Annotated in this window: 21 protein-coding genes and 1 tRNA gene; 7 read left to right on the top strand and 15 right to left on the bottom strand. The window is 66.5% G+C overall.

What is annotated here, in order from left to right; translation table 11 throughout:
• Window positions 1–235: 235 nt before the first annotated feature.
• The 10 genes from atpG to BSZ36_RS02070 all read right to left on the bottom strand — a co-directional run bounded on the left by atpG (window position 236) and on the right by BSZ36_RS02070 (window position 8,030).
• Window positions 236–1,165: an ATP synthase F1 subunit gamma gene (gene atpG, locus BSZ36_RS02115; protein ID WP_094545511.1), complete on the bottom strand. Its 930-nt coding sequence runs from the start codon at window positions 1,163–1,165 to the stop codon at window positions 236–238.
• A gap of 59 nt (window positions 1,166–1,224) precedes the next feature.
• The gene (atpA, locus tag BSZ36_RS02110) at window positions 1,225–2,829 is read right to left on the bottom strand and encodes a F0F1 ATP synthase subunit alpha (protein ID WP_094545509.1); all 1,605 of its coding nucleotides are present in this window, start codon (window positions 2,827–2,829) and stop codon (window positions 1,225–1,227) included.
• 78 nt (window positions 2,830–2,907) lie between these two features.
• The gene (locus BSZ36_RS02105) at window positions 2,908–3,459 is read right to left on the bottom strand and encodes a F0F1 ATP synthase subunit delta (RefSeq protein WP_094545507.1); all 552 of its coding nucleotides are present in this window, start codon (window positions 3,457–3,459) and stop codon (window positions 2,908–2,910) included.
• Window positions 3,460–3,525: 66 nt separating this feature from the next.
• Window positions 3,526–4,035, bottom strand: coding sequence for a F0F1 ATP synthase subunit B (gene atpF / locus BSZ36_RS02100; RefSeq protein ID WP_094545506.1), 510 nt, complete (start codon window positions 4,033–4,035; stop codon window positions 3,526–3,528).
• Window positions 4,036–4,142: 107 nt separating this feature from the next.
• On the bottom strand, window positions 4,143–4,385 hold the full coding sequence (gene atpE, locus BSZ36_RS02095; protein ID WP_094545505.1) for an ATP synthase F0 subunit C: 243 nt from the start codon (window positions 4,383–4,385) through the stop codon (window positions 4,143–4,145).
• Between the two features lie 102 nt (window positions 4,386–4,487).
• Window positions 4,488–5,732, bottom strand: a complete 1,245-nt coding sequence (gene atpB / locus BSZ36_RS02090) for a F0F1 ATP synthase subunit A (protein ID WP_094545504.1) — start codon at window positions 5,730–5,732, stop codon at window positions 4,488–4,490.
• Between the two features lie 7 nt (window positions 5,733–5,739).
• The gene (locus tag BSZ36_RS02085; protein WP_143536723.1) at window positions 5,740–6,090 is read right to left on the bottom strand and encodes a hypothetical protein; all 351 of its coding nucleotides are present in this window, start codon (window positions 6,088–6,090) and stop codon (window positions 5,740–5,742) included.
• 134 nt (window positions 6,091–6,224) lie between these two features.
• Window positions 6,225–6,620: an AtpZ/AtpI family protein gene (locus tag BSZ36_RS02080; protein WP_094545502.1), complete on the bottom strand. Its 396-nt coding sequence runs from the start codon at window positions 6,618–6,620 to the stop codon at window positions 6,225–6,227.
• A complete protein-coding gene (locus BSZ36_RS02075; protein WP_179270973.1) occupies window positions 6,617–7,036 on the bottom strand; it encodes a bactofilin family protein in 420 nt (139 codons plus the stop codon). The genes BSZ36_RS02080 and BSZ36_RS02075 overlap by 4 nt, the downstream gene beginning before the upstream one ends.
• A 67-nt stretch (window positions 7,037–7,103) precedes the next feature.
• A complete protein-coding gene (locus BSZ36_RS02070) occupies window positions 7,104–8,030 on the bottom strand; it encodes a M23 family metallopeptidase (protein ID WP_094545500.1) in 927 nt (308 codons plus the stop codon).
• Window positions 8,031–8,224: 194 nt separating this feature from the next.
• On the opposite strand from BSZ36_RS02070, the gene rpsT reads away from it, so the two are divergent.
• The 6 genes from rpsT to BSZ36_RS02040 all read left to right on the top strand — a co-directional run bounded on the left by rpsT (window position 8,225) and on the right by BSZ36_RS02040 (window position 17,996).
• Window positions 8,225–8,479 (top strand): 30S ribosomal protein S20, encoded by a 255-nt coding sequence (rpsT, locus tag BSZ36_RS02065; RefSeq protein ID WP_094545499.1) that lies wholly within the window; start codon window positions 8,225–8,227, stop codon window positions 8,477–8,479.
• Window positions 8,480–8,827: 348 nt separating this feature from the next.
• Entirely contained in the window at window positions 8,828–10,471 is a 1,644-nt protein-coding gene (locus BSZ36_RS02060) for a PKD domain-containing protein (RefSeq protein ID WP_179270972.1), read from the top strand.
• 453 nt (window positions 10,472–10,924) lie between these two features.
• Window positions 10,925–12,187: an OmpA family protein gene (locus BSZ36_RS02055; protein WP_094545497.1), complete on the top strand. Its 1,263-nt coding sequence runs from the start codon at window positions 10,925–10,927 to the stop codon at window positions 12,185–12,187.
• A gap of 166 nt (window positions 12,188–12,353) precedes the next feature.
• Window positions 12,354–12,917, top strand: coding sequence for an ECF-type sigma factor (locus BSZ36_RS02050; RefSeq protein ID WP_094545496.1), 564 nt, complete (start codon window positions 12,354–12,356; stop codon window positions 12,915–12,917).
• A 46-nt stretch (window positions 12,918–12,963) separates the two neighbouring features.
• The gene (locus BSZ36_RS02045) at window positions 12,964–15,423 is read left to right on the top strand and encodes a tetratricopeptide repeat-containing serine/threonine-protein kinase (RefSeq protein WP_094545495.1); all 2,460 of its coding nucleotides are present in this window, start codon (window positions 12,964–12,966) and stop codon (window positions 15,421–15,423) included.
• A 47-nt stretch (window positions 15,424–15,470) separates the two neighbouring features.
• Complete coding sequence (locus BSZ36_RS02040; RefSeq protein ID WP_179270971.1) at window positions 15,471–17,996, top strand: serine/threonine-protein kinase; 2,526 nt, start codon at window positions 15,471–15,473, stop codon at window positions 17,994–17,996.
• A 44-nt stretch (window positions 17,997–18,040) separates the two neighbouring features.
• Here the strand turns inward: BSZ36_RS02040 and BSZ36_RS02035 are convergent, their stop codons facing one another.
• From BSZ36_RS02035 to BSZ36_RS02025, 3 genes are all read right to left on the bottom strand, one after another.
• Window positions 18,041–19,579 (bottom strand): HAD-IG family 5'-nucleotidase, encoded by a 1,539-nt coding sequence (locus BSZ36_RS02035; RefSeq protein WP_094545493.1) that lies wholly within the window; start codon window positions 19,577–19,579, stop codon window positions 18,041–18,043.
• Between the two features lie 108 nt (window positions 19,580–19,687).
• Complete coding sequence (gene nfi / locus BSZ36_RS02030; protein WP_094545492.1) at window positions 19,688–20,359, bottom strand: deoxyribonuclease V; 672 nt, start codon at window positions 20,357–20,359, stop codon at window positions 19,688–19,690.
• Window positions 20,360–20,438: 79 nt separating this feature from the next.
• Entirely contained in the window at window positions 20,439–20,840 is a 402-nt protein-coding gene (locus tag BSZ36_RS02025; RefSeq protein ID WP_094545491.1) for a hypothetical protein, read from the bottom strand.
• A 321-nt stretch (window positions 20,841–21,161) separates the two neighbouring features.
• On the opposite strand from BSZ36_RS02025, the gene BSZ36_RS02020 reads away from it, so the two are divergent.
• Window positions 21,162–21,235, top strand: a tRNA-Val gene (locus tag BSZ36_RS02020).
• A gap of 78 nt (window positions 21,236–21,313) precedes the next feature.
• On the opposite strand, the gene BSZ36_RS20130 is transcribed toward BSZ36_RS02020, so the two are convergent.
• Window positions 21,314–22,429 carry a glycosyltransferase family 4 protein gene (locus BSZ36_RS20130; protein WP_425442693.1) on the bottom strand — a complete coding sequence of 372 codons (1,116 nt, stop codon included), beginning with the start codon at window positions 22,427–22,429 and terminating at the stop codon, window positions 21,314–21,316.
• Between the two features lie 129 nt (window positions 22,430–22,558).
• Window positions 22,559–23,584, bottom strand: coding sequence for an NAD-dependent epimerase (locus tag BSZ36_RS02010; protein WP_094545489.1), 1,026 nt, complete (start codon window positions 23,582–23,584; stop codon window positions 22,559–22,561).
• Window positions 23,585–23,586: the final 2 nt, after the last annotated feature.

Below are 23,586 nucleotides of genomic sequence, written 5' to 3'. Positions count from 1 at the left end.
GACCGTCGAACCAAACCCTATGGGTGTCATCCCGAGGGGATAGTGACCCAGCGCCCCCGTTACTCCCCGCTCATCTGGACCAGATTGCGTCGCGAGCGCTCGCAATGACAACAGGGTTTGTCAGGGCGTGTAAGCCTCTGGCGCCAGAGGCGCACGAAAAAAGCCGGAGGCGACACGCGCCCCCGGCTTCGGGATCGGGATCGGTCTCGCCAGAGGTGGCCTCTGGCGAATCAGCTCAGCCGCCGGTGGCCTGCCGCAGCGCCTCGGCACCCGACGAGATCTCGATGATCTCCGTCGTGATGGCGGCCTGACGGGCGCGGTTGTAGGTCAGGCGGAGGTCCTTGAGTAGCTCGCCCGCGTTCGTCGTGGCGTTCTCCATCGCGACCATGCGCGCGCCCTGCTCGGCCGCGTTGCTCTCCAGCATCGCGCGCCATAGCTGGTACTGCATGTACTCCGGCACGAGGCGCTCCAGCAGAGCCTCGGCGCTGGGCTCGAAGATGTACTCCACCTCGCCGCCTTCGTCGCCGCCAGAGGCCACGTCCTCAGCGTTCTCCATCACGGGCGTGAAGAAGGCCTCTTGCGGGATCGGGAGCAGCTGCTCCGCGATGCGGTTCTGCGAGATCGTGTTCTGGAACTCGTTGTAGACGACCTCCACGAGGTCCCAGCGGCCGTCCTTCCATCCCTCGATCGCCACGTCCAGCACCTCGCCCGCGATGGGGAAGCGGAGGTCATTAAACGCGCCGCGGAAATCGCCGACGAGGTCGTAGCCGCGGTTGCCGAAGTACTCGTGGCCCTTGCGGCCCACGGCGAGCACGTGGATGTTCTCCTGCCCGAGCCCGGCGTAGTCCTCGCGGATGCGCGTCTCGGCCACCTTGAGAAGGTTGGTGTTGAACGCGCCGGCCAGGCCGCGGTCGCTCGTCACGACGATGAGCAGCACGCTGTTCACCTCCTCCCGAGGCTGGAAAAACGGGTGCGCCAGAGGATCGAGCCTCTGGCGGAGGTGCCCGATCATCTCGCGGATCTTGAAGGCGTACGGACGGGTCGTAAAGATCCGCTCCTGCGCCTTCCGCAGCTTCGCCGCCGCGACCATCTTCATGGCGCGGGTGATCTGCTGCGTGTTCTTGACCCCACCGATGCGGGTGCGGATGTCGCGAAGAGAAGCCATCTAGAGAGATGCGCGGGGGCTGAGGGGAAGCCTCTGGCGCGTCGCCAGAGGCCCGGGGGTTAGGCGTCGGCGGTCTCGGCGTAGCGGGAAGCCACGTCCTTGGCCTCCTGCTCGAAGGCCGCGATCGCCTCGTCCGAGAGCTTACCGCTGGCGACGAGCGAGTCGAGGGTGTCGCGGTGCTTGAGGCGGAGCGCCTCGCGGAAGTCGTTCTCCCACTCCTTGATGCGGCTCACCGGCACGGCATCGGCGAGGCCCTGGCCTGCGGCGTAGACCACGGCGACCTGTTCCTCGACGGGAACCGGCGCGTACTGCGGCTGCTTGAGCACCTCCACGAGACGGGCACCACGGTTGAGCTGGCGCTGCGTCGTCGGGTCCAGGTCGGAGCCAAACTTGGCGAAGGCCTCCAGCTCGCGGTACTGCGCGAGGTCCAGGCGGAGCGTACCGGAGACCTTCTTCATCGCCTTGATCTGCGCATTACCACCGACGCGAGACACCGAGATGCCCACGTTGATGGCCGGACGCACACCGGCGTTGAAGAGGTTGGACTCCAGGAAGATCTGACCGTCCGTGATCGAGATCACGTTGGTCGGGATGTACGCGGAGACGTCACCCGCCTGCGTCTCGATCACCGGGAGCGCCGTCATAGACCCGCCGCCTTTGACGATCGGCTTGAGGTCGGCCGGCAGGTCGTTCATGTCGGCCGCGATGCCGTCGTCGTTGATGATCTTCGCGGCGCGCTCCAGAAGGCGGGAGTGCAGGTAGAACACGTCGCCCGGGTACGCCTCGCGGCCCGGCGGGCGGCGGAGGAGAAGGGATACCTCACGGTACGCGACGGCCTGCTTGGAGAGGTCGTCGTAGATGCAGAGCGAGTGGCGGCCGGTGTCGCGGAAGAACTCACCGATGCAGGCGCCCGCGAAGGGAGCGATAAACTGCAGCGGGGCCGGAGCGGAGGCCGGGGCGCTCACGATAACCGTGTACTCCATCGCGCCGTAGCGCTCCAGAGCGGACTGCACCTGAGCAACCGTGGACGCCTTCTGACCGATGGCGACGTAGACGCAGTAGACGGGCTTGTCGCCCTCCTCGTGCGTGCGCTTCTGGTTCAGGATCGTGTCCAGCAGGACCGCCGTCTTACCCGTCTGGCGGTCACCAATGACGAGCTCACGCTGGCCGCGGCCGATCGGCACCATCGCGTCGATGGCCTTGATCCCCGTCTGCAGCGGCTCGGTGACGGGCTCGCGGAAGACGACGCCCGGCGCCTTGCGCTCGATGGGCATCTCGTAGAACGGGCCCTCAAGCGCGCCCTTGCCGTCCACTGGGTTGCCGAGCGGGTCGACCACGCGGCCGAGCATGGACTCGCTGACGCGGATAGACGCGATGCGCTTGGTGCGCCGCGCCTCGTGGCCCTCCTTGACCGTGGACGCGTCGCCGAAGAGCACGGCGCCGACGTTGTCCTCCTCAAGGTTGAGGACCATGCCGGTCACGCCAGAGGCGGGGAACTCGATGAGCTCACCGGCCTGGACCTTGCTCAGGCCGTAGAGGCGGGCGATACCGTCACCGACCTGGAGGACGGTGCCGACCTCGTAAACGTCGGTCTCGGCATCGAAGCCGCCAAGCTCCTGGCGGAGCACGGCGGTGACTTCATCAGGGCGAATCGCGGTGGCCATGTTCAGATGGGGTCAGTGGCCTGTGGCCAGTGGGTCAAATCGGGTGGCCTCTGGCGCCAGAGGCGCGCGAGGCGAATGCTAGTTGAGGCTGACGGCGGCGCGCTCCAGGAGCTGCTCGCGCATCGTCTTGAGTTGGTGCGAGACGCTCCGGTCATAGACCACGTCTCCCATGCGGACGACGAGGCCGCCCATGAGCGACGGGTCGACGACCATGCGGACGCGGACGCTTTTGCCGGCCTGCGCTTCGAGCTTCTGGCGGAGGCGGTCCGCCTCATCGTGCGCCAGAGGCTGCGCGCTCTTTACCGTGGCCTCCACGATGTTCAGGCGCTCGTCGCGGAGGGCGGCGTAGGTGCGGACGGTCTCGGGCAGCAGCTCTTCGCGCTGCTTCTCGACCATCAGGCGCAGGAACCGCATCGTGAGGTCGTTCACCTTGCCCCCGAAGAGGCTCTGGAGGACGGCGTCCTTCTTTTCGCGCGCGATGATAGGGCTGGCGAAGACGGCGGCGAGGTCTCGGGAGCCGTCGAGGGCGGAGTGGAGCGTTTCCACGTCCGAATCGATGGTCTCGACCATGCCCTTGGCTTCGGCCTCTTCGTAGAGCGCGAGCGCGTAACGGCGAGCGACGGGGTTCATGCGTGAGGGGACTGGGGGCGGAAGGACCGGGGTGGAGCCGAGCCCCACGCCCTCGTCTCTGCGCCCCTAATTCTGGGGCAGCTCGGAAATGAAGTCGTTGACGAGCCGGCTCTGCGTCTGCGCGTCGATCTCCTGACGGAGGATCTTCTCCGCGCCGTTGACGGCGAGGTTGGCGACTTCGGCGCGCAGCTCGGCGAGAGCCTGGCGCTTCTCGCGCTCGATGTCGGCGCGGGCGCTCTCCTTCATCTCGGCGAGGTCGGCGCGGGTCTTCTCCACGTCGGCCGAGCGAAGGGCTTCAGCCTCCTCGCGAGCCTCGCGAAGGATGGCCTGCGCCTGCTGCTCGGACTGACGCCGCGCGGAGTCGTTGTCGGCCTGGAGCTGCTTGGCCTGTGCGAGGGCGCGGTCGGCCTCGGTAAGCGAGGTCTCGATGCGGCGCTCGCGCTCTTCGATCCCGCCGACAATGGACGGCCACGCGAACTTGCCGAGCAGCGTCAGCAGGATCGTCAGCGCCAGAACCATCCAGAAGATGAGCCCGGCGTTGGGTGCGAGGAGGTTGGCGGCGAGGACGAACGTCATAGCGGGGTAGGGTCAAAGCGCCCTCCGCCTGCCCCTGGCGCCAGAGGCACAGGTATGCCGCCGGAGCAGGCGAGGCGGAGGGCCGGTTCCCGGACGCGAAGCGTGAGCTACGCGCCGATCGGCGCGCGGAGCGCCATGAGGATGCAGACGACGAGACCGAAGAGCGCCACACCCTCAATGAGGGCGGCAGCGATGATCATCGTGGTCCGGATGTCGCCAGCGGCTTCGGGCTGACGGGCAGAGCCTTCGAGGGCGGCGGCAGCGAGGCGGCCGATGCCGAGTCCAGCGCCGAGGGCGACGATGCCAGCTCCGAGGCCGGCGGCGATGTAACCGAGTGCGAGGGGATCCATTTCGCGGGTGAGGTTTGGGGGGTGTTGTCTACGAGAGGGCGCAGTCGCGCCCGGGGTGTTGGGTGGCCTCGGAGAGGCGCCTCTGGCGCCAGAGGCCGAGCGCTACGCGAATGTGGCTTCGGTGCCGACGGTGCGCTCGTGGAGTTTGTGGGGGGCCGTTCCGTTCGCTTTCGCGACGGCGACGTCGTGGTTCGTCAGGCCGTGGTCCTCGGCGTGGTCGTGGTCATGCTCGTGCTCTGCCGAGGCCATGCCGATGAACAGCGCGCTGAGGATCGTGAAGACGTAGGCCTGGATAAACGCGACCAGGACTTCGAGGGCGTACACGAACAGCACCATGAACGTCGCCGCGACGCCCGTGCCGATGCCGGCGCCGGTACCGAACGTCTTCGAGATGATGAAGATGATCCCGATGAGGTTCAGGATGACCAAGTGCCCTGCCGTGAGGTTGGCGAAGAGACGGATGGCGAGCGCGAACGGCTTGGTAAAGATGCCGATGAACTCAATGGGGATGAGGATCGGCTTCAGCGCCAGAGGCACGCCAGGGGGATTGAAGATGTGACCCCAGTAGTCCTTCGTGCCGGCAAGCTGCGTGACGATAAACGTGAACACAGCCAGCACGACCGTAATCGAGATGTTCGCCGTCGCGGTCGCGCCAAAGGGCACGAGGCCGAGCAGGTTACAGATCAGGATGAAGAAGAAGACCGTCAGCAGGTACGGGAGGTACTTGCTCGTCTTCTCGCCCAGGTTGGGGCGCGCGATCTCGTCGCGGACGTAGATAATGACCGTCTCCAGCATGTTCTGGAGCAGACCGCGCGGGGCGGTGTCGCGGCCGATGCCCTTTTTGTACTTGCCCGCCATCGGCAGGAAGAGCAGGCAAAGCACGCCGATCGCCAGGAAGACGAAGACGAGGTGCCGCGTCGGAGAGAGGTCCACAACCACATCCGATCCGCCTGTGGCCACCAAGTGCGCATCGTAGGGGGCAGCGCTGTCCTCGATCACGCCCAGCTCTACAAGCGACTCGTCTGCGACATCCTCAACAGGAGACTCCTCGTGGCCGGCATCCCCGACGTGCTCCTCTTCACCATGAGCGGCCCCGCCGTGGCTCTCGATTTCGAATTCGCCAGAGGCCACCGCAGCCGTGGACGAGCCGAAGAACCGGACGCCGAGCGAGCCGCTGGCGTCACGCACCACGAATAGGCGCGGCAGCTCAACCTTGCCGATCGGCAGGAAGTCGAGGTAGTTGCCGTCGGCGGTGTGGTGAACGGCGTCGAAATCCTCTTCGTCGCCAGCGGCCGAGGCCGCAGGAACGAGTGCGAGGGCAAAGAGGAACGCGAGAGCGAGGCGCATCGGGGCGTCAGGCGCGGGTGGGGGTAGCGGACGAGTGCCGCAGCAGCAGAAAGACCTCTGCGATGAGGCCGATCACGAACGTCACGCCGAGCCCTGTGATAAACGAGGCGATCTGAACCGACGAGAACAACAGGAGCAGCGCGACGACACCCAACACCATCATCATGCGCAACGCGGTGCCGCCGAGAATCACGGTGGCGAGCACGTTGCCCGATGCGCCTCTTGCGAGGCGAGCGATCACGAGGCCCGCGAGGCCATGCGCAACTCCGAGAGCGGCGCCGAGCAGCAGACTCGTGATAGCAGTCATGGGGCGGACGGACAGGATGGGGATCGGCCCCCTTTCGGGGAAGTCCAGCAAGCTAGCCGCCCCCCCGCGGAGGCCCCCGCAAGGGGGGGTGAAATCCGATAGAAGCGGTCTGGACTCCTTGCTTCTCCCCTCTTGCCGCTCACCTGATTCTCTGCCCGCCCTCACTTCGCCAGAGGCCTCTGGCGCTATGGCTTCGTTTTGGCGTCGTTCGCCAGCCGGAGGACGAGTGCCATCACGCCCAGAAAGCCGAGCACCGTTCCGACCAAGATGCCCCACGGCGAGGTGCCCGCCCACTCATCTAATGCCCACCCGCCCCCGACGAAGAGGAACATCGAGCCGGCGATCTGCAGACCGATAGTGAGGTAAGGCCCAGCCTCTCGCATCCCCTCCTCGTAGGAGTCCGCGACGGACTTGATGCTCGCCTTCTCGGGGCGGTACGCTGCCGAGGGCGGCTCCACCTCGTCATCGCCAGAGGCCTCTGGCGCTTTGTCGGTCCACTTCTCTTTCCACGCGCGGTCGTCCTCGGCCCACCGGTCCGGCGGATCGGCCCAAGCGTCGCGTTCGTCAGGGGGCGCGCTCACGCGGCCTCCTTTTGCTCGGCGGGGATCACGCGGCGCTTCCGGTCGGCGCCAGAGGCCCCAGCCTGCGCGCCCATCTGGCACCCGCCGTTAAACGTCGCGCCGTCCTCAATGACCAGCTTGGCCGTCTGGATGTCCCCATCCACGACGGCCGTCGGCTTGAGCACGAGGCGCTCGCGGCACGTGACCTGACCTTTTATATGGCCGCCGACTTCCGCGCTCGTGGAGGTGAGCTCTCCGTCTACGACGCCGCCTGGCATGACCACCGTCCGGCCTTCCACTTCCACATTGCCGTTGATGGTGCCCGCGATGTGGACGTTGCCCCCGCCTCGGAGGGTGCCCTCGACGACGGAACCCGCGCCGATGATGTTGTGCTGGTCGGCGGGGCCTACGGAGGCGACGGGGCGTTGCTTAGCCATGGATCCGGACGGGCTGGAGTTAGAGTCTGAGCGGAAGAGGGCCATCGGTCAGGGAGGGAAACGGAGCCTAGCGGGCTCCACGCGATGGCACGATCAGGAACGAGGCGGGGTCTTGCGCCAAGCCGTCGCGCCAGATCTCGAGATGTAAATGCGGCCCGGATGTCACCTCGCCCGTGTCGCCAGAGAGGGCGACGGTCTCACGGTTGCGGACGCGGTCTCCCACTCGCTTGAGCAAGCGGTCGTTGTGCTTATAGACAGAAAGGTAGCCGTCGGCGTGTTGGACGGCAACGGTCCACCCGCCGGCGTTCGTCCAGTCGGCGGCCACCACGTACCCCTCGCCCACGGCTCGAACGGGCGTGCCCTCGTCAGCCGCGATGTCCAAGCCGAAGTGGCCCGAGCTGGCGTCGAAGCCCCGCGAGACGACGCCGTCCAGCGGTGGCGGAACAGGAAGGCGGAGACTGGAGAGGTACGCCTCGGCTGCGGATCCCGGAGCCGGCCCCTCGCCTCTGGCGCGCAGAGCGCGGAGCGAAAGCCCCGACGGCTCGCCAGAGGCCTGGCGGGGCGCCTCGGGCGGCACAGGCCGCGGCGTATCCCCCAGCTCCGCAAGCTCGTCCTCCGACGGCAGGACCACGGATTCCGGGTCCAGCATCGCCTCGTCGGTCAAGTCACCCGTGATAAGCGCCCGGAGCTGAGAGATCTGGCGGTACTGGACCTCCAGCGAGTCCTCCAGAGCAGCGGCGCGGATCGCGTTGTCCTCGGCTGTGTCACGAAGCTCACCCGTGGACGGCCCGGCGAGCACCCGGCGGAGCGGCGTCAGCACCACGAGCACGATGAGGAGCGAGGACAGCAGGACAGTGCCAATCACCGCTGCATACGCCGCGTAGCTCGGACGCACCTCATATTGGCGCGGCGTGCTCATCGTGTCCTGCTCCAACAGAATCACCGTCCGGGTCGCTCCCGGGCGGGAAAAGAGGTCACGGAGGAAGTTGAGCATGGGAGCGGGCCTCTGGCGGGCGCCAGAGGCGTGTGGGACGCGCGAGCGCGGCGCGCAAGAAGGGTTGTCGAGGTGTGCTGTTTCGCTTCATCTGCACAGAGAGCCGTCTAACTTAGCTGGCTGCATCCCGAGCGCTTCTCTGGATGCGTTGAACTCTGACTGAAACCCTGCCCGATTCGGATCGGGCCCGCCTTATGCCCCAGCACAAGTCTGCTGCTAAGCGCGTCCGTCAGGACGCCCGTCGCCGCCTTCGCAACCGCCAGCACAAGCTCCGCGTCCGCACCATGATGAAGGACCTCGAAGGTCTGACGGATCGCGCGGCCGCCGAAGCCAAGCTCAACGACGTCAAGGCCCAGCTCGACCGGATGGCGACTCGTCGCATCATCCACCCGAACAAAGCCGCGAACATCAAGAGCGCGCTCGAGCAGCACGTTCAGTCGATCGACTAGCTCCGGCCGCTGGCGCCAGAGGCCCGTCGTTCGCTTCCCTCCCTCTTCGCAGGGAGCGATTCGTTTCGATGGAACCCGTTTCTATGTGGACGGTATCGGCCTCACCGCCTCCACGCCCCTTTGTGAGGAGTTTTACGTCTGACGTTGGTCTAGCGGCCGCTCTCGCAGCGCCCGCTTTCTTGCGCGGACGAGCTTGATTTCGCATACTTGGGACGCGGATTCGGCCATGGCTTTTGCCACCGATCTCCCCGGCACCCGCCTCGTTTCCGGCGTTCGCCACCTTTCCTTTTCGGCCCGCCCTTCACCCACACCCCTTCTATGATGCTTCTGAACCGACAGGAGAAGAATATGACCTCGCGTCTCTCTTCCTCGCTCCTGCTCGGGTGCACGGCGCTTCTGCTCCTCGCCTCGTCGGCTCAAGCGCAGGTCGTGCGACCCAGCAACACTCTCTACCTCGCCCTCAAGGGCGGCGTGGTCACCTACGGCGGCGAGCTTGATCGCACCAACGGTGTCATCACGGGAGACCGCATTGACAACCGCGCTTGGGCTACCCGCGACTTCGGCCCCGGCTTCGGCCTCGAAGTCGGCTACCAGTTCACTGAGAGCCTCGCTCTCGGCGTGACGGGCCAGTACGCGGCGTACAAGAACCTCAACGAGGCGTACCCTGCCCCCAACGGTACACGGAGCGCGGCGGACTGCCGTCTGCCCGAGAACGAGGACGCGTGTCGGATCAACGAGAGCGAGTCGCTCCCGTCCCTGATCGCAGCGCTGCGTTACAGCCCGTTCCCGAGCTCGCGCATCTCGCCCTACACCAACATCGGTGGTCAGGTGACGTTCGGCAACGACGACCCGACGCAGCGTGATGTTGGCTTCGGTCCGTACGCGGGCCTCGGCATCGACTTCATGCTCGGCCAGCAGCTCTCCGCATTCGTGGAGGGCAACGTCTCGTTCATCTTCGACGACGCCGCTGTTGACGGCGTTGACCCCGGTTCCGTCACGGGCGGTATCGGCGAAGGCGGCGACGACGCTGACTACGACAACCTCGGCTTCTACAACATCGGTCTCCGGTACGCCTTCAAGGCGCCGTACACGCCGGTGATGATCGAAGGCCTGCAGTGCCCTGCAGAGCTGACCGCAGGTGAGTCTGGTTCGTTCATGGCGATGACCAACATGGACGCCACGCCTCCAGTCAGCCTGAGCTGGGATTGGGGCGACGGTGCAACGGGTGCAGGCATGAGCGCTTCGCACACGTACCGGACTCCTGGCACGTACACTGTCTCCGCGACGGCTGTGGGTGACTACAACGAGGACATGGACACCTGTGTCGTGACGGTCGTCGAGCCGCAGATCGCGCCGGTCCTTACGGCTTGCCGTATCAGCCCAAGCACGGCTGGCCCTGGCGACACGGTCACGCTTAACGGCACCGTCAACTCCGACGCTTCTCAGCCCGTGACCATCTCGGTCCAGTGGGGTGACGGCGACGGCGACAGCGGTACCCGCTTCCCATCCTCGCACAGCTACAGTGAGCCTGGTACGTACACCGTTACCGCGACTGCGCGGAACGCATACGGATCCGACTCCTGCACGGCGACTGTGACGATCGCAGACACCTACTGCGCCGACGTGTCCGAGCTCAACTCGGTCTACTTCGACTTCGGTAGCGCAGCCCTCACGGCTGATGCCCGCGAGCGTCTCGACGAGAACCTCGACGTTCTCCGTCGCTGCCCGGACATCTGCGTTCTCGTCCGTGCTTACACGGATGACCGCGAGACCGAGCAGATCCGCCTCTCGCAGGCCCGCGCCAACGCCATCCGCGACTACTACGTCGCCAACGGCATCGCGATGGACCGCGTCCGCGCAGAGGGCCTCGGTGAGGATCCCAACGCTGACTCGAAGGAGGATCCAGGCCCAGGCGATAGCCGCGCACGTCGCGGTGACTCGATCCCGGCCACATGCGGGACGTTCACGCCCCGCGGCACCTCGCGTCGCTAATCGGTTCTCAGTAGGCGGCCACGCCGCCTGCTGACTCCGCCAAAGGGCGGCCTGCTGGGTAGCAGGCCGCCCTTTTTCTATGCCTGAGCGGGGCCTTTCCCCACCGAAGCCTCTGGCGCCAGCGGCTGATCCTACGAGTTCGCCAGAGGCCTCTGGCGTTCCGGCTTTCAGCCAACTGGAAGGTTGGGGCTGCGCGCGGCCGCATTCAGCATGTGCCCAGATCTACTCGCGAGAAGCCTTCGCCACAGCGGCGCTCGGAGACAGGAAGCCTGACAGGAGTAGATCCACTCCGTTCTGACCTTTACGGATCGGCCTCGGGAACGATCATCGGTCCAAGAGCGAAGTTGAATCCGCTCACATGCCGTTCCGTCCGGTTTTGGTAAGGGACGAGCCCGAACGCCCGCACACGGGACCACATCCCCTGGTAGACCGGCCACTCCTGGCCCTTCCGATATGACACACCGTCTCTCATTTCCCCTCTTTCTGATCGCCTTGCTCATGACGAGCGTGGCGTCTGCACAAGTCATCGGCACGCGCTATGACACCGACGGCGGTAGCTCCGGTGTCCGCATTGGCATAGGTGTCGGCGCATCCGTGTACAACGGCCCCAACACTCTCTACCCGCTCGACAACGTCGTGCAGGAGAATGTGACCGAGGTCAAACCCGCTGTTACGGCCTTCGTAGGGCTCCCCCTCGGTGGAGACCGCCTGTACGGGCGCCTGTTGGCGGGCTTGTTGAACATCGGCGCGGACAGCGACAACGAGATCGCGCGGCAGGGCGGCAACCCGTTCCTCACCAACGAGCAGGCGCTTGCCGAGGTAGACCTCCTCTTCAACCTCGCATCGCCACGTACCTCCAGCGTAGTGCCTTACGTCTACACGGGTATTGGCGCCATCATCGCAGATCCCTTTGGAAGGGACGATGTCGCAGATGCGTTGGACCGCGACCGTGTCGCATACGTTCTGCCGGTCGGTATTGGGGTGGACCTCAACCTCTCGCGCAACCTCTCCCTGTTTGGTGAAGCCAGCTACCGCTTCCCTCTGAACAACGTCGGTCAGGGAGCACGAGTCGCGGCCGACTTCTTCGAGCTCTGCGACGGTGACCCGGACTGCATCGCGAAGTGTGAGGCCGATCCAACGGACCCCGCGTGTGTCCTCGGAGACGGTGACAGCCTGTTCGACACCAAGTTCGGCTCCGCCCTCCTTACGGGTGGACTGCGCCTCGGCTTCGGAGCCCGCTCCCCCGCCCCCGTCGAGTACATCCCACCGGTTCCAACGCGGGAAGTCATCGTGGAGCGCGAGACGATTTACGTGGAGCCAGAACCACTGGTCTGTGACCTTGTCGAGCTCAACTCGATCTATTTCGACCACGGCTCGTCTAGCCTGTCGATGCGGGCGCAAGATCTCCTTGGTGAGAACGTCGAACTGCTGCTCGACAACTCCGCTTGCTGTGTATTCCTGGATGCCTACACCGACACGTCAGAGCACGACCGCTTCGGAATGGGTCTGGCGGGACGCCGCGCTCAGGCCGTCTACGACTACTACCTGACGCAGGGGGTCGCTGCCAGCCGCCTCCAGATCCGCAACCGCGGCGTCGCGTCGCCCTCGTGCGACAAGGAAGACCCCGGCGTTGGCTGCAGCCGCAACCGGCGTGTGGACTCCGTGCCGATGGACTGCGAGCGCTTCCGCCTCATGCTGGAAAACGGCGGGCAGTAGACCGGCAGCCTCTGGCGTGAACTGCGCGGGCGTTCACGTGAGGCCGTTACCTACCGGCGACGCTCGCCTCACGCCGCGCGACGGCCTCGTTTCCTCGGAAGCGGGGCCGTCTCTGTTGTTTCCGGCCGGAGTCGTACCCTAGGTCATCCCACCCTCTCTTGGTCACATGCCTTCTGCCGACGTCACGGCCTTGCTTGCGGACTCCCGCAACGGAGACTCCAGCGCGTCCGACCGGCTTCTGGGCGCGGTGTACGACGAGTTGCACCGGCTCGCGCAGATCCACCGCTCCCGCTCCCGACGCGATGGCACGCTCAACACGACTGCGCTCGTCCACGAGGCCTACCTCAAGCTCGTAGATGGAGACCGGCTGCCCTTCGACGGCCGCGCTCATTTTTTCGCCGCGGCGGCACGCGCCATGCGGCAGGTGATCGTGGACGACGCGCGCAAGCGCAACCGGGTCAAGCGAGGAGGCGGGGAGCGGCCCACGTCACTCGACCGCGTCGGCGAGATCCGCGCGGACGAACCGGCAGACGAGATCCTGGCCCTGGACGAAGCCCTTAAACGCTTTGAAGAGATCGACCCGCGCGCAGCGCGAGTCGTCGAATGCCGCTACTTCGCGGGCCTGACGGTCGAGGAAACGGCGGAAGCGCTGGGCATCTCCCCCACGACCGTCAAGCGCGAGTGGGTGGCCGCACGCGCGTGGCTGTACCGCGCCCTTGCCGAGGCATGACCCGACGGGGCCTCTGGTGACGTATGGACAAGACCCACCCCGCCTCATGGAACTCGCTCGCTGGTCAGAAATCAAGGATCGGCTGGCTGAAGCGCTCGCGGTTGAGGGCGTAAAGCGGACGGCGTATCTGGAATCCCTCTCGCACGACGTGCGCTGCGAGGTGGAGGCCCTGCTTCAGGCAGACGAGGATCACGGCGTCTTGGAGCACCCGCCTACAAGCGGTCCGCCTGTGGAGGACACAGAATGCTTTCTCGATCTGGCTCCCGACCGATTGATCGGGACCACGATCGGCCCGTATCACATTGAGGAACGGGTGGGACAGGGCGGTATGGGCGACGTGTACCGAGCGAGGCGTGCCGACGGGCTTTTTGACCGGGAGGTCGCGCTCAAGATGGTGCGCCGTGGGGCGAACACCGAAGCCGTGCTGCGCCGGTTTGCAGCGGAGCGGCAGATTCTGGGACGGTTGCGCCACCCCGGCATCGCGCGCCTACTGGACGCCGGCCTCGAAGATGGCCGCCCGTGGCTCGCGATGGATTACGTATCTGGCGACTCCATCACCGATGTCGCCAGAGGCCTCCCCGTTCGCGAGCGCGTGGAGTTGATGATCGGCGTCGCCGAAGCGGTCCACACCGCGCACCAGTCGCTCGTGGTCCACCGCGACCTCAAGCCGTCCAACGTGCTCGTCTCGCGAGACGCAAGGGGCCTCTGGCGCCCCATCCTGCTGGACTTCGGCATCGCGAAGATCCTGGACCCTGAGTCGGACCCCGACCTTACGAGCGTGGACGGCCACCGGCCGATGACGCGCACCTACGCCGCGCCCGAGCAAATCCGCGGCGAGGTGCCGACCACCGCGACCGACGTGTACGGTCTTGGTCTGCTGCTCTACGAGGTCCTCGTGGGAGAGCGCCCGTTTCCAGACACAGGACACCAGACGGCACTCGAGCACGCCATCCTCCACGACGAGCCCCTCCTCCCGAGCGCGGCCTCTGGCGGCGCGCCAGAGGCGCAAGGGGCGGACCCGAAGGCTTTGCGCGGAGACCTCGACACGATTTGTCTCAAGGCGCTCCGCAAGGAGCCAGCCGAGCGGTACGCGTCGGCGGAGGCGCTGGCGGCGGATCTCAGGCGGCACCTAGATGGACTGCCCATCGAAGCTCGTCCGCCATCGGCGGGGTACCGTGTGGGCAAGTTCGTGGGGCGCCACCGCGTGGGCGTGGCCGCCATCGCGGCGGCGCTTCTGGCCACCATTGCGCTGAGCACCGTGTACGCGACGAGCCTCGCGCAGGAGCGGGACCGGGCGCGGACGGAGGCAGAAACGGCCGAGCAGGTCGCGGGCGTCATGGCGCTGATGTTCGACCGCGACCCCTTTGCTGCCGACGCCGAACGCCTGGACACGATGCGCGTCGGCACCTTTCTCACCCAGCGCGGCGACTCCGTGATCGCGCGGCTTGGGGGCCAGCCTCTCGTGCAGGCCCGTTTGGCGCGGATGCTGAGCCACCTCCACGCCAACCTCGGCAACTACGGAGCCTCCGAGCCTCTGGCGCGCCGCGCTGTCGCCATCTACGATTCCCTCGGCGCCTCCGGCGCGGACGTCAGCCACGCGCATACTGCGCTCGCGAGCGTGCTGAGCTATACCGGCGACTACGAGGAGTCCGAGCGGCACTACCGCCGAGCGCTCGCCCTGGCGCAAGAGGCCTTCCCTCCAGGCCACGCGTCGGTTGCCGAAGCGACGAACAACCTCGCGTACCTCCTCTCCGACGTGAGCCGCGAGGGCGCTCTCGAAGAAGCCATCCGACTCGGCACGCGGGCGCTCGCGCTCACGCAAGAGGCCCTGGGACCCGACCATTTGGACGCGGCGCAGACGCACAACAACCTGGGGGCCTACCTCTACACTGCGGACCGAGGCTCAGAGGCGGCGGAGCACTACCGGAAGGCGCTCGCGATCCGCGAGTCGAACCTGGGCACGCACCCGCTTGTGGCCAACACGCTGAGCAACCTTGCGAACCTGCTCAACAGCGAAGGCAACGCGGAGGAAGCCGTTGTCCTGTTCGAGCGCGCGATTGAGATCTGGAGCCAGACGCTGGGGGACAATCATCCTTCCATCTCGACAGGACTCTACGGCCTGGGCGGCGCCTACCGCGACCTCAGGCGGTGGGAGGACGCCGAGCGCGCCTACCAACGCTCGCTCGACCTCGACCGCGCCAGCCTTCCCCCCGATCATCCCTACATCGCCGACGGGCTGGTCAGCGTCGGGCAGATCCGTAACGAGGGCGGCCGCTACAGGCAAGCCGAAGCGGTGCTCCGCGAGGCACTCGCCATCCGCCTCTCGCGTGAGGACACAAGCGAGGAGGACCTCGCCGTGGCCCGCGCGGCGCTGGGGTACTGCCTCTTGCGCCAGAAGCGCTCGGAGGAGGCGATCCCGCTTCTGGAGCAGGCCATTCCAGCGTTGGAAGGCGACGCCCAAACCCGGACGCAGGCGCACCTCACCGAGGCTCGCGCGGCGCGATGACAGAAGGCGGTCCAAGCTGGAGCGAGGTAAAAGCCCGCCTCGCAGACGTGCTCTCTCTCTCCGGCGCGGAGCGGGACGCCCTATTGGGCACGTTCAGCCCGTCGCTTCGAGAGGCCGTCGAGGGCTTGCTCGGCGCGCACGACACCTCTGGCGACTTCCTGGACACCTCGCCGATCAACAGCGGCGCTGCCATCCGCTCGCTCGCGGAGTCCATGCGGCGAGATCCGCTGCTGGGCGAGGCCATCGGCCCCTGGCGCGTGCGCGCACGCCTCGGCGAGGGAAGCATGGGGACAGTCTACCGCGCCGACCGCGACGACGGATTGTTCGAGCGCACCGTCGCGCTCAAAGTCATCCGCGCGGGCCTCGCTACAGGCCCGGCCTCTGGCGAGTTGCGCCAGCGCTTCGACGCCGAACGGAGGCTCCTGGCCAATCTGGACCACCCCGGGATCGCGGGCCTCTTGGACGGCGGGACGCTACCCGACGGGCGCCCGTGGCTCGCGATGGAACTCGTGGAAGGCGAAACGATCACGGTCTGGGCCGAGCGCCAGAGGCTGGACGTGCCCGGGCGGGTTGGTTTGTTCCTAGGCGTGCTGGACGCCCTCGCACACGCCCACCGCCACCTCGTCGTCCACTGCGACCTCAAGCCGCCCCACGTCCTCGTCGAGACGGGCCGAGCAGGGCGGCCGCAAGTACGCGTGCTGGACTTCGGCGTCGCCGCAGCGCTTGGCGACGGTGCCACGGCTGGCCCGCACACCACCGCCTACGCCCCGCCCGAGCAGATCGCCTCTGGCGCGATTACGACCTCGGCCGACGTGTTCGCGCTGGGCGTGATGCTGTTCGAACTCCTCGCAGGCCGCAGGCCCGAGCGCAGCGCCTCTGGCGCCGTTTCCGAGTCCTTGTCGAGTGCCGCGGCGCCAGAGGCCCGGCGGCGGCTCAAGGGCGACCTCGATGCCATCCTCGACCGCGCACTCCACGATGTCCCCGAAGCGCGCTATCCCACGGCCGAGGCCTTCGCGGCAGACCTCCGGCGCCACCTCCGGCACGAGCCCGTCCAAGCGCGCCCCTCGACTGCGTGGTACCTGCTGAGCCGCTTTGTGCGGCGTCGGCGGCTGGCCGTCGCGGCCTCTGGCGTCGTCCTGGCCGCTCTCGTCGGGCTAGGCGCCTACCACACGGCGTCGGTCACGCGAGAGCGAGACGCGGCGCGTCGCGAGGCAGCCAAGGCGACCGCCACGGCCTCGTTCCTAACCGACCTTTTCCGCACGTACGACCCCGACGCCGAGATCGGCGACCGCGTTTCGGCGCGCGACCTCCTCGATTCTCGCGTCGCGCGGCTGCGCGAGATGACGACCGACCCGGCTACGCCGGGGTTGCTGGAAGCCGCCGCCCGGGCCTACGCCGGCCTCGCGCTCTACGACGAGGCCCTGCCTCTGGCGCAAGAGGCCCTCGCACTCCGGCGCGCGGACGCGGCAACGCGGCCCGCCGAACGCCTCGCGTCCCTTCTGCTCCTCTCCGACCTTCAACTCTGGACGGAGCAGTACGGCGGGGCGGACAGCCTCACGTCGGAGGCCATCGCTCTCGCCAGAGGCCAGCGCGACCCCGCCATTCTCGCCGAGGCGCTCCGCATGCGCGCCAACTACGTCGCGGTAACGGAGGGGCACGCGAGAGCGGACTCGCTTCTTCAGGAGGCTCTGGCGATCCAGCGCCGCACGCTTCCCGCAGACGCGCCAGAACTGGCTGCGACGCTCCACGTCTATGGCATGACGCTCGTGCACAGCTTCCAGCGTGCCCAGGCGGTCGCACCGCTTCGAGAGGCGCTCCGCATCCGCCGTGCCCGCCTGGGCCCCTCTCATCCAGACCTGGCGCAAACGCTCACGATGCTCGGCGTCGCCCTCTCCACGTCCGGCAGCGACCGGCGCGAGGCCGTGCGCATGCTCGTAGAGGCCGACCGGATCTTCGATGAAGCCCTGGACCGCGCGCACCCCGAAGCCGCAACTGCGATCATGAACCTCGGGCACGCCGCATGGAAAGACGGCCAGCATGAAAGCGCCGAGGCGTATTACCTGCAAGGGCTCGCACTCCGGCGCAGCCTCCTGGGGCCGCAGCACCACACGGTCGCGTTCAGCTTGAACCACATCGGCTACGCGCGGGCGTATGCGGGCGACTTGGGCGAGGCGTACGCCCGGTACGATGAGGCACGGCGCATTCTGGAGCGCTCCTTTCCCGAGGGCCACATCCGGACCTCGCATCAACTCGTCGCGATGGGGAAAATCCGGCGGCGCCAGGGGCGCTACACAGAGTCCGCCGCCCTTCTCCGCGATGCCGTAACTCTGCGCGAGCGCGTGGCGGTGCACCGCCCGAAGCTTATCGCCAAGGCGCGGCTCCACCTCGCCGCAACCCTTCTTCCACTCGGCCGCCGCCAGGAAGCCGAGCGGCTGCTCGACGCTGCTGCCACGCGGCTTACGGATCCGACCGATCCAGACTGGCCTACGCTAAACACCACGTACGCGCAGCTCTACGCCGAGACCGGGCGGCCACGCCTCGCGGCGCGCCACGAGGCCTTGGCCCAGCAGTAGCCTCTGGCGGTGGCCCGGAGGCCTCTGGCGCCAGAGGCCCGCTGCTACTCCGCCGCGCTTCCGTCGCCGAAGTCCTCGATGCCGAGATCCTCAGCGGCGGCTTCCAGTCCCCCGTCCTGAGGCGTCGCGTCGTCGTGCGGGAGCGAGCCGCGACGGCTGCGGAGGTACACGAACGGCGTGTAGTGGAGGAAGTTGGAGACGCGCGCGGTGTAGATGTCCGCGCTGGATTCCATCTGGCTCGCGAGCAGGCTTTTGTCGTTCCCCGCTCTCAGTAGCGGCCCCCAATTCTCGTTGACCAGCCGGCCCGAGGCTTTCGCCAGAGGCGAGATCTCGGCGTCGAGTTGGACGAGCGTTTCTCGCACCTCTTCGAACCGAGCCTGGAGTTCGTCCGGGTCGCGGTCGGTCCGAGGGCCGTAGCCCTCGGCGTTGCGCTGCCGCTCCAGACGGAGCGCCGAGGCGTAGGCCTCCAGGCGCTCTTTGCGCTCCATCAGTCGCGTCAGGCGCTCCTGCTGCGGGGCGAACCCGTCCATTGCTTCGATCTCGTCCTCAACAGCGCGGAGCACGAGCGCGGTCCGCCAGCGGTTGAGTTGCTTGCTCACGCGGACGTCCGAGAACACGTGGTCGCCTACGTAGAGGATCTGGTCGCCACGCACGCCGAGGCTCGCTTCCACGAGCGCCGCGTGCCCGCCGACGTAGGCCCGCCCTTCTTCGAGCGGTCCCCTCACGCGCCGCAGTTCGCCGGCATCGCCCACAACCTCAAACGCGGGCGCCGACTCGTTGAAAAACGCGGGCTTGCGCGCGCCCACAATCGCGAGGGAGAACAGGTCGCGCCACGTCATCTCGCCCGGCAGGTAGGGATCGAACGCGTGCTCCATGATGGGCGCGGCGTAGTCCCAGTCGGAGTTGGTGATGAGCAGCACCTTCTTGCCCGCCATCTTCTGGTCCAGCAGCGCCAGAGGCACCTCGGGATCGGCTTCGACGAAGCGCTCGGGGTTGGCGAGGATCTCGGCCTTGAGCAGGCCTTCGATGTGCGCCGCGTCCAGCGTCTCGCGGACCGTCCGGTACAGGTCGTCGTAGCCCAGCCGTTCGGGGAGCTTGCCGGCGTCCAGCAGGTCCACGAGTTGGAGGTAGATCCCCGCCTCGGAGATCGAGAACAGTGTATTCATGAACCGCCAGCGCCGGTCGTGCAGGTCCACGAGCGAGCGGCGGTACGTATCCCGGAGCTCGGAGTAGCTCAGCGCGCGCGTGCCGTGGAAGGCGCGCTTGATGTAGCCGAAGCGGTTGGCCTTGACGACGTTGCCGGTCTCGGTGTCCACCACGAGCCCCTGGATAACCAGCGACGGGTCGAACACGAGATCTTCCACCGGCCAGCCTCTGGCGGCGAGCCCCTGGCGGACGTAGGCGTACGCGCGCTCTTCCCACAGCTCGACGTGGTAGTGGACCAGCGTGTAGTCCATGTCGTAGCCGATGGCCTCGATGCTGCGGAGGTTGAGGGTGCGGTTGCAGAACAGGCCGCGCGGGTGCGCGAAGGCGTCGGGCACGCCGGGGTTCTGGGTGGTCCCAGAGCTGATAGTGGCTTCCATGCTTAGGATTCGGTTGACCCGTTTAACGCGCGAACCCGGACGGCGTCCCGCCGCCGCGCGATTCTTGACAGCGGCGCAACACCCCAGCCTCCGGCGCGGCGCCAGAGGCTACAACTCCCCGCGGTAGCTGAGCCGGTGCGCGAGGTGCGTCGGCATCGGGAGCTTGTACTTCGTCGCGAGGCGGACCGTGAGGAGGCACGCGTCCCGCAGCGTGACGCGATGGCCGACGGAGACGTAGACCGGCTTGACGTTTTCGCGCGTGCGGACGGCCATGCCCACCGTTTCATCATTGTGGATCAGTTCGGTGCCGCTCCCCTTTTTCTCCGCCAGAGGTCCGTGCTTCCCTACGAGGATGCTTTTCGCGACGCCAAACGCAGGTCGTTCCAGAAGCACCCCGAGGTGGCACGCGAGCCCGAAACGCCGGGGGTGCGCGTAGCCCTGGGCATCGAGCATGAGCACGTCCGGCAACGCCCCCAGTTGCTCCAGCGCGGGCAGAATGGCTGGGACCTCACGGAAGGAGAGCAACCCTGGCACGTATGGAAACGGCGTCGGACCTTCCCAAATCGCCTGGTCCACGACGGCCATCTCGCGCACGTCCAGCACGACGATGGCCGCTCGCACGCGGTCGTCACGCACGCTCACGTCCAGCCCCGCGACGGTTCGGACAGCGTCGAACGCAAGAGGCTCTTCGCGCACGAGCGGCGCGAGGTCTCGCTGGATCTGGACGGCTTCTTTCGGCGTGACGTCCCAGGGGTGCGCGTGGTGGAGGTCGAGAGTCATCGCCAGGGTGCGTCGGGTGTGGCGCTCTCAAACGCACCTGCGCGAGCACCGGTCCGGCCTCTGGCGGCGCGCCAGAGGCTCAGGCGCTGTCCAGACGCACCACGCCCAGGATTTCCTCGCGAGGCAGCATCTCGGAAACGTCTTCGAGCCCTTCTGGCAGGCCAGAGCCGATCCACGTCGCGTCCACGCCCTCGACGGCTAACGAGAGCAGGTAGCGCTGAATCGCCGTCAGGCACCGCTCGCGCGTATGCTCTTGGGCGTCGCTCCGCCGGCAGGTCACCACGATCCACGACCGGCTGCGCCCCTCGAAGTCGTCCAAGATCCGCTTAGCCGCTGGCGTGGCGGGTCGGAAGCCCCACGGTGCGCGAGCGTACGCCCCCGGCACGGCGTCTGCGTCACGCGCGGCTTGCTGGAGCGCGGCGTCGAGGAACGCGGCGGGGGCTGCGGGCGCGTGCGGGAGGTGGGGGTCGAGTCGGAACATTGGAGGCGGAGAACGCCCGTCGCCTTCCAAAGCGCGTGCCACGGCCCCCGTTTCCTCGGGGGGGGCGCCTCTACACCTATCGGTATTGTCACGCCCTCACGCCCGGAGTCCAGACAAACGGCCTCTGGCAGCGCCAGAGGCTCACTCGCGCCAGAGGCCCAGCCGGGCATCCCACCCGGGGTTTCGGTAAATGTGAAGCGCGCCCGGGCTCTGGGCGTCACCTTCCGCACGGCCGATTCACACGCTCTCTCGCTCCGTGGGTTGCCGACGGTTTCTCCGACGGCCTATCTTCGCGTCCCCTCGAACGGGCGACCGTTCAGCGGGCTCTTAGCTCAGTTGGTTAGAGCGCGTCGTTGACATCGACGAGGTCACTGGTTCGAATCCAGTAGAGCCCACCCCGACCGGCCCGCGCATCTGCGCGGGCCGTTTTGTATACGCCTCAGGAAGCTCTGCCTTACCGTTGATGGCGGCGGCTACGATGAGGGGACCAACCCTCCTTGTCCAGATGCGACGGATCGGAACAGGGCAACCATCCGGTCTGCCACGTGGTCCAGCGAGTGTGTGTCTTCGAAGCAGCGAAGGGCGGTTCGGCTTAGAAGAGACGCGCGCTCAGTATTAGAAAGGAGGTCAACGATCGCGCGAGCAAACGCGGAGGCATCGCAAGGAGGAACAAGCGCGCCTGCCCCCCCTCCAAGGATATCGCGAAGGGCCGGGATGTCGGAGGCTACGATGGGACGACCGAGCGCCATCGCTTCCAAAACCGAACCTGCAGCGCCCTCACGCAGCGACGGAAAAACGAAGACGTCTGATGCGCTCACGATGTCTGGTACATCGGCTCGGTAGCCGAGCAGGGAGACATTCTCCTCCACGCCGAGAGCTTTAATCTTGCCGAGAAGTAAAGGCGTGGTCGTTCCTTCCCTTCCAAGCACGAAGGCCCTGACATTAGGAAGGGTCTTGCGCACGAGCGCTACGGCTTCCACGAAGGTTTTCTGGTCCTTCTGCGTCTCGTGACGTCCCACGTTAACAAGCACCGGAGCCCCCTCTGGAACGCCCAATTGGTAACGGGTTGCTGCGCGGCGTTCACGCGAAGGTTCTCCCAGGCGTCCCCGTGCTCGGCCCCGATGTACGACCGTGATCTTGTCTGGGCGAACCCCGTATCCCCGCACGTAGGAGTCTCGGACCGCTTCCGCAACCGCGTGGTAGTGGTCCGTCCAAATGCGACCGGAGTATCTATCAACCCTCTCAGCAAGACGCCGCTTTGCAGAGGGCTCCGCCCGTTGCTCCAGCCCAGTCGGGTCATCATAGGTGTTGACGAAGGAGCCGAGAACAGGAATCGGCCGCCCGATCCTACCGAACCGCCCAATGAGGTCTGCCTCAAACAACGACGTGTAGATGAGATCTGGTTGGCGCTCCCCGACCAAGCGGCGAAACGCCCCCGCCCACGCGCGCCATCCCTCTCCATGCAACCGGACAACCTCGGCTCCTCGGCGCTCAGCTTCGCGCTCCCCTTCTGGTCGACTTTTGAGGACGGCGATCGTTGGCCGGACGCCCCGTTCGACGTAACCGGGAAGCAACTCTAGCAAAGACATTTCTGCCCCACCGGACTGACCCAGTCCGTTGATCAGGAACAGTACGTTAAGGGGATGTGACAGAGACAACTGTATTGGGCGTTGAAACGAGAAAAGAATCAGACTACGCATTAGAGCACCAGCCGGTCTCTACGCGAGTGTTCTGACCTTGTAATACTCGCGGTACCAGTGCACAAAACGCGCAACCCCCTCTTCGACGGACGTGCTCGGCTGGTACCCCGTATCCGACATTAGCTGGTTGACATCAGCGTAGGTCGCAGGAACATCTCCAGGTTGGATTGGAAGCATGTTCATCTTGGCTTCGCATCCGGTCGCTTCCTCAATAGCTCGGATAAAGCGGAGAAGCTCTACCGGCTCGCTGTTCCCGATGTTATACACCCTGAACGGTGCGACGCCACTCATGCCTGGGTCTGGCGCATCGCTGGACCAGTCGGCGTCGGTTGTTGGAGGCCTCCTCGCAACCCGGTAAATCCCTTCGACCACGTCGCCCACGTACGTGAAGTCTCTCTGCATCCGGCCCTCGTTGTACACGTTGATCGGGTCCCCGTTGAGGACGGCCTCCGTGAACAGGAACAGCGCCATGTCTGGCCGCCCCCACGGTCCGTAGACGGTGAAGAAGCGCAAGCCCGTAGACGGAAGGCCGTACAGGTGGCTGTAGGAGTGTGCCATGACCTCGTTCGCCTTCTTTGTCGCAGCGTAGAACGACATCGGGTGGTCCACTGAATGCTTCGTCGAGTAGGGCATCGCCGTGTTCGCGCCGTAGACGGACGACGATGACGCGTACACTAGGTGCCCTACTTTTCCATGCCGACACCCCTCAAGGATATTTGCAAACCCCACGAGGTTGCTCTGGACGTAAACGTCCGGGGCTTCTACGGAGTAACGCACGCCAACTTGAGCGGCCAAGTTGATTACGGCGTCGAACGGGTTGGAGTCGAAAAGGGCCGCGACCGCAGAGCCATCTGCGAGGTCCAACTCGTGGAAATCGAACCCCTGCTCGGCCGCCAGGAGCGTGAGGCGGTCGGCTTTTAGTTGGGGGTCGTAGTAATCGTTCAGGTTGTCCACCCCCACCACATCAACACCCTCAGCCAGGAAGCGCTTCGCGGTGTGGAAGCCGATGAAGCCTGCCGCACCGGTTACCAGGATACGCGTCATGT

It is taken from the genome of Rubricoccus marinus, assembly GCF_002257665.1.
In the GTDB taxonomy this organism is placed as follows: Bacteria; Bacteroidota; Rhodothermia; order Rhodothermales; family Rubricoccaceae; genus Rubricoccus; species Rubricoccus marinus.
The sequence above is the reverse complement of the archived record's forward strand: the minus strand, read 5'-3'. Positions and strand labels throughout refer to the sequence as shown.

Bases quoted from the DNA above. Each gene is read 5' to 3' on its own strand.
- atpG (WP_094545511.1), bottom strand. From the start codon at position 1,165: ATGGCTTCTCTTCGCGACATCCGCACCCGCATCGGTGGGGTCAAGAAC.
- atpA (WP_094545509.1), bottom strand. From the start codon at position 2,829: ATGGCCACCGCGATTCGCCCTGATGAAGTCACCGCCGTGCTCCGCCAG.
- BSZ36_RS02105 (WP_094545507.1), bottom strand. From the start codon at position 3,459: ATGAACCCCGTCGCTCGCCGTTACGCGCTCGCGCTCTACGAAGAGGCC.
- atpF (WP_094545506.1), bottom strand. From the start codon at position 4,035: ATGACGTTCGTCCTCGCCGCCAACCTCCTCGCACCCAACGCCGGGCTC.
- atpE (WP_094545505.1), bottom strand. From the start codon at position 4,385: ATGGATCCCCTCGCACTCGGTTACATCGCCGCCGGCCTCGGAGCTGGC.
- atpB (WP_094545504.1), bottom strand. From the start codon at position 5,732: ATGCGCCTCGCTCTCGCGTTCCTCTTTGCCCTCGCACTCGTTCCTGCG.
- BSZ36_RS02075 (WP_179270973.1), bottom strand. From the start codon at position 7,036: ATGGCTAAGCAACGCCCCGTCGCCTCCGTAGGCCCCGCCGACCAGCAC.
- BSZ36_RS02070 (WP_094545500.1), bottom strand. From the start codon at position 8,030: ATGCTCAACTTCCTCCGTGACCTCTTTTCCCGCCCGGGAGCGACCCGG.
- rpsT (WP_094545499.1), top strand. From the start codon at position 8,225: ATGCCCCAGCACAAGTCTGCTGCTAAGCGCGTCCGTCAGGACGCCCGT.
- BSZ36_RS02060 (WP_179270972.1), top strand. From the start codon at position 8,828: ATGACCTCGCGTCTCTCTTCCTCGCTCCTGCTCGGGTGCACGGCGCTT.
- BSZ36_RS02055 (WP_094545497.1), top strand. From the start codon at position 10,925: ATGACACACCGTCTCTCATTTCCCCTCTTTCTGATCGCCTTGCTCATG.
- BSZ36_RS02050 (WP_094545496.1), top strand. From the start codon at position 12,354: ATGCCTTCTGCCGACGTCACGGCCTTGCTTGCGGACTCCCGCAACGGA.
- BSZ36_RS02045 (WP_094545495.1), top strand. From the start codon at position 12,964: ATGGAACTCGCTCGCTGGTCAGAAATCAAGGATCGGCTGGCTGAAGCG.
- BSZ36_RS02035 (WP_094545493.1), bottom strand. From the start codon at position 19,579: ATGGAAGCCACTATCAGCTCTGGGACCACCCAGAACCCCGGCGTGCCC.
- nfi (WP_094545492.1), bottom strand. From the start codon at position 20,359: ATGACTCTCGACCTCCACCACGCGCACCCCTGGGACGTCACGCCGAAA.
- BSZ36_RS02025 (WP_094545491.1), bottom strand. From the start codon at position 20,840: ATGTTCCGACTCGACCCCCACCTCCCGCACGCGCCCGCAGCCCCCGCC.
- BSZ36_RS20130 (WP_425442693.1), bottom strand. From the start codon at position 22,429: ATGTCTTTGCTAGAGTTGCTTCCCGGTTACGTCGAACGGGGCGTCCGG.
- BSZ36_RS02010 (WP_094545489.1), bottom strand. From the start codon at position 23,584: ATGACGCGTATCCTGGTAACCGGTGCGGCAGGCTTCATCGGCTTCCAC.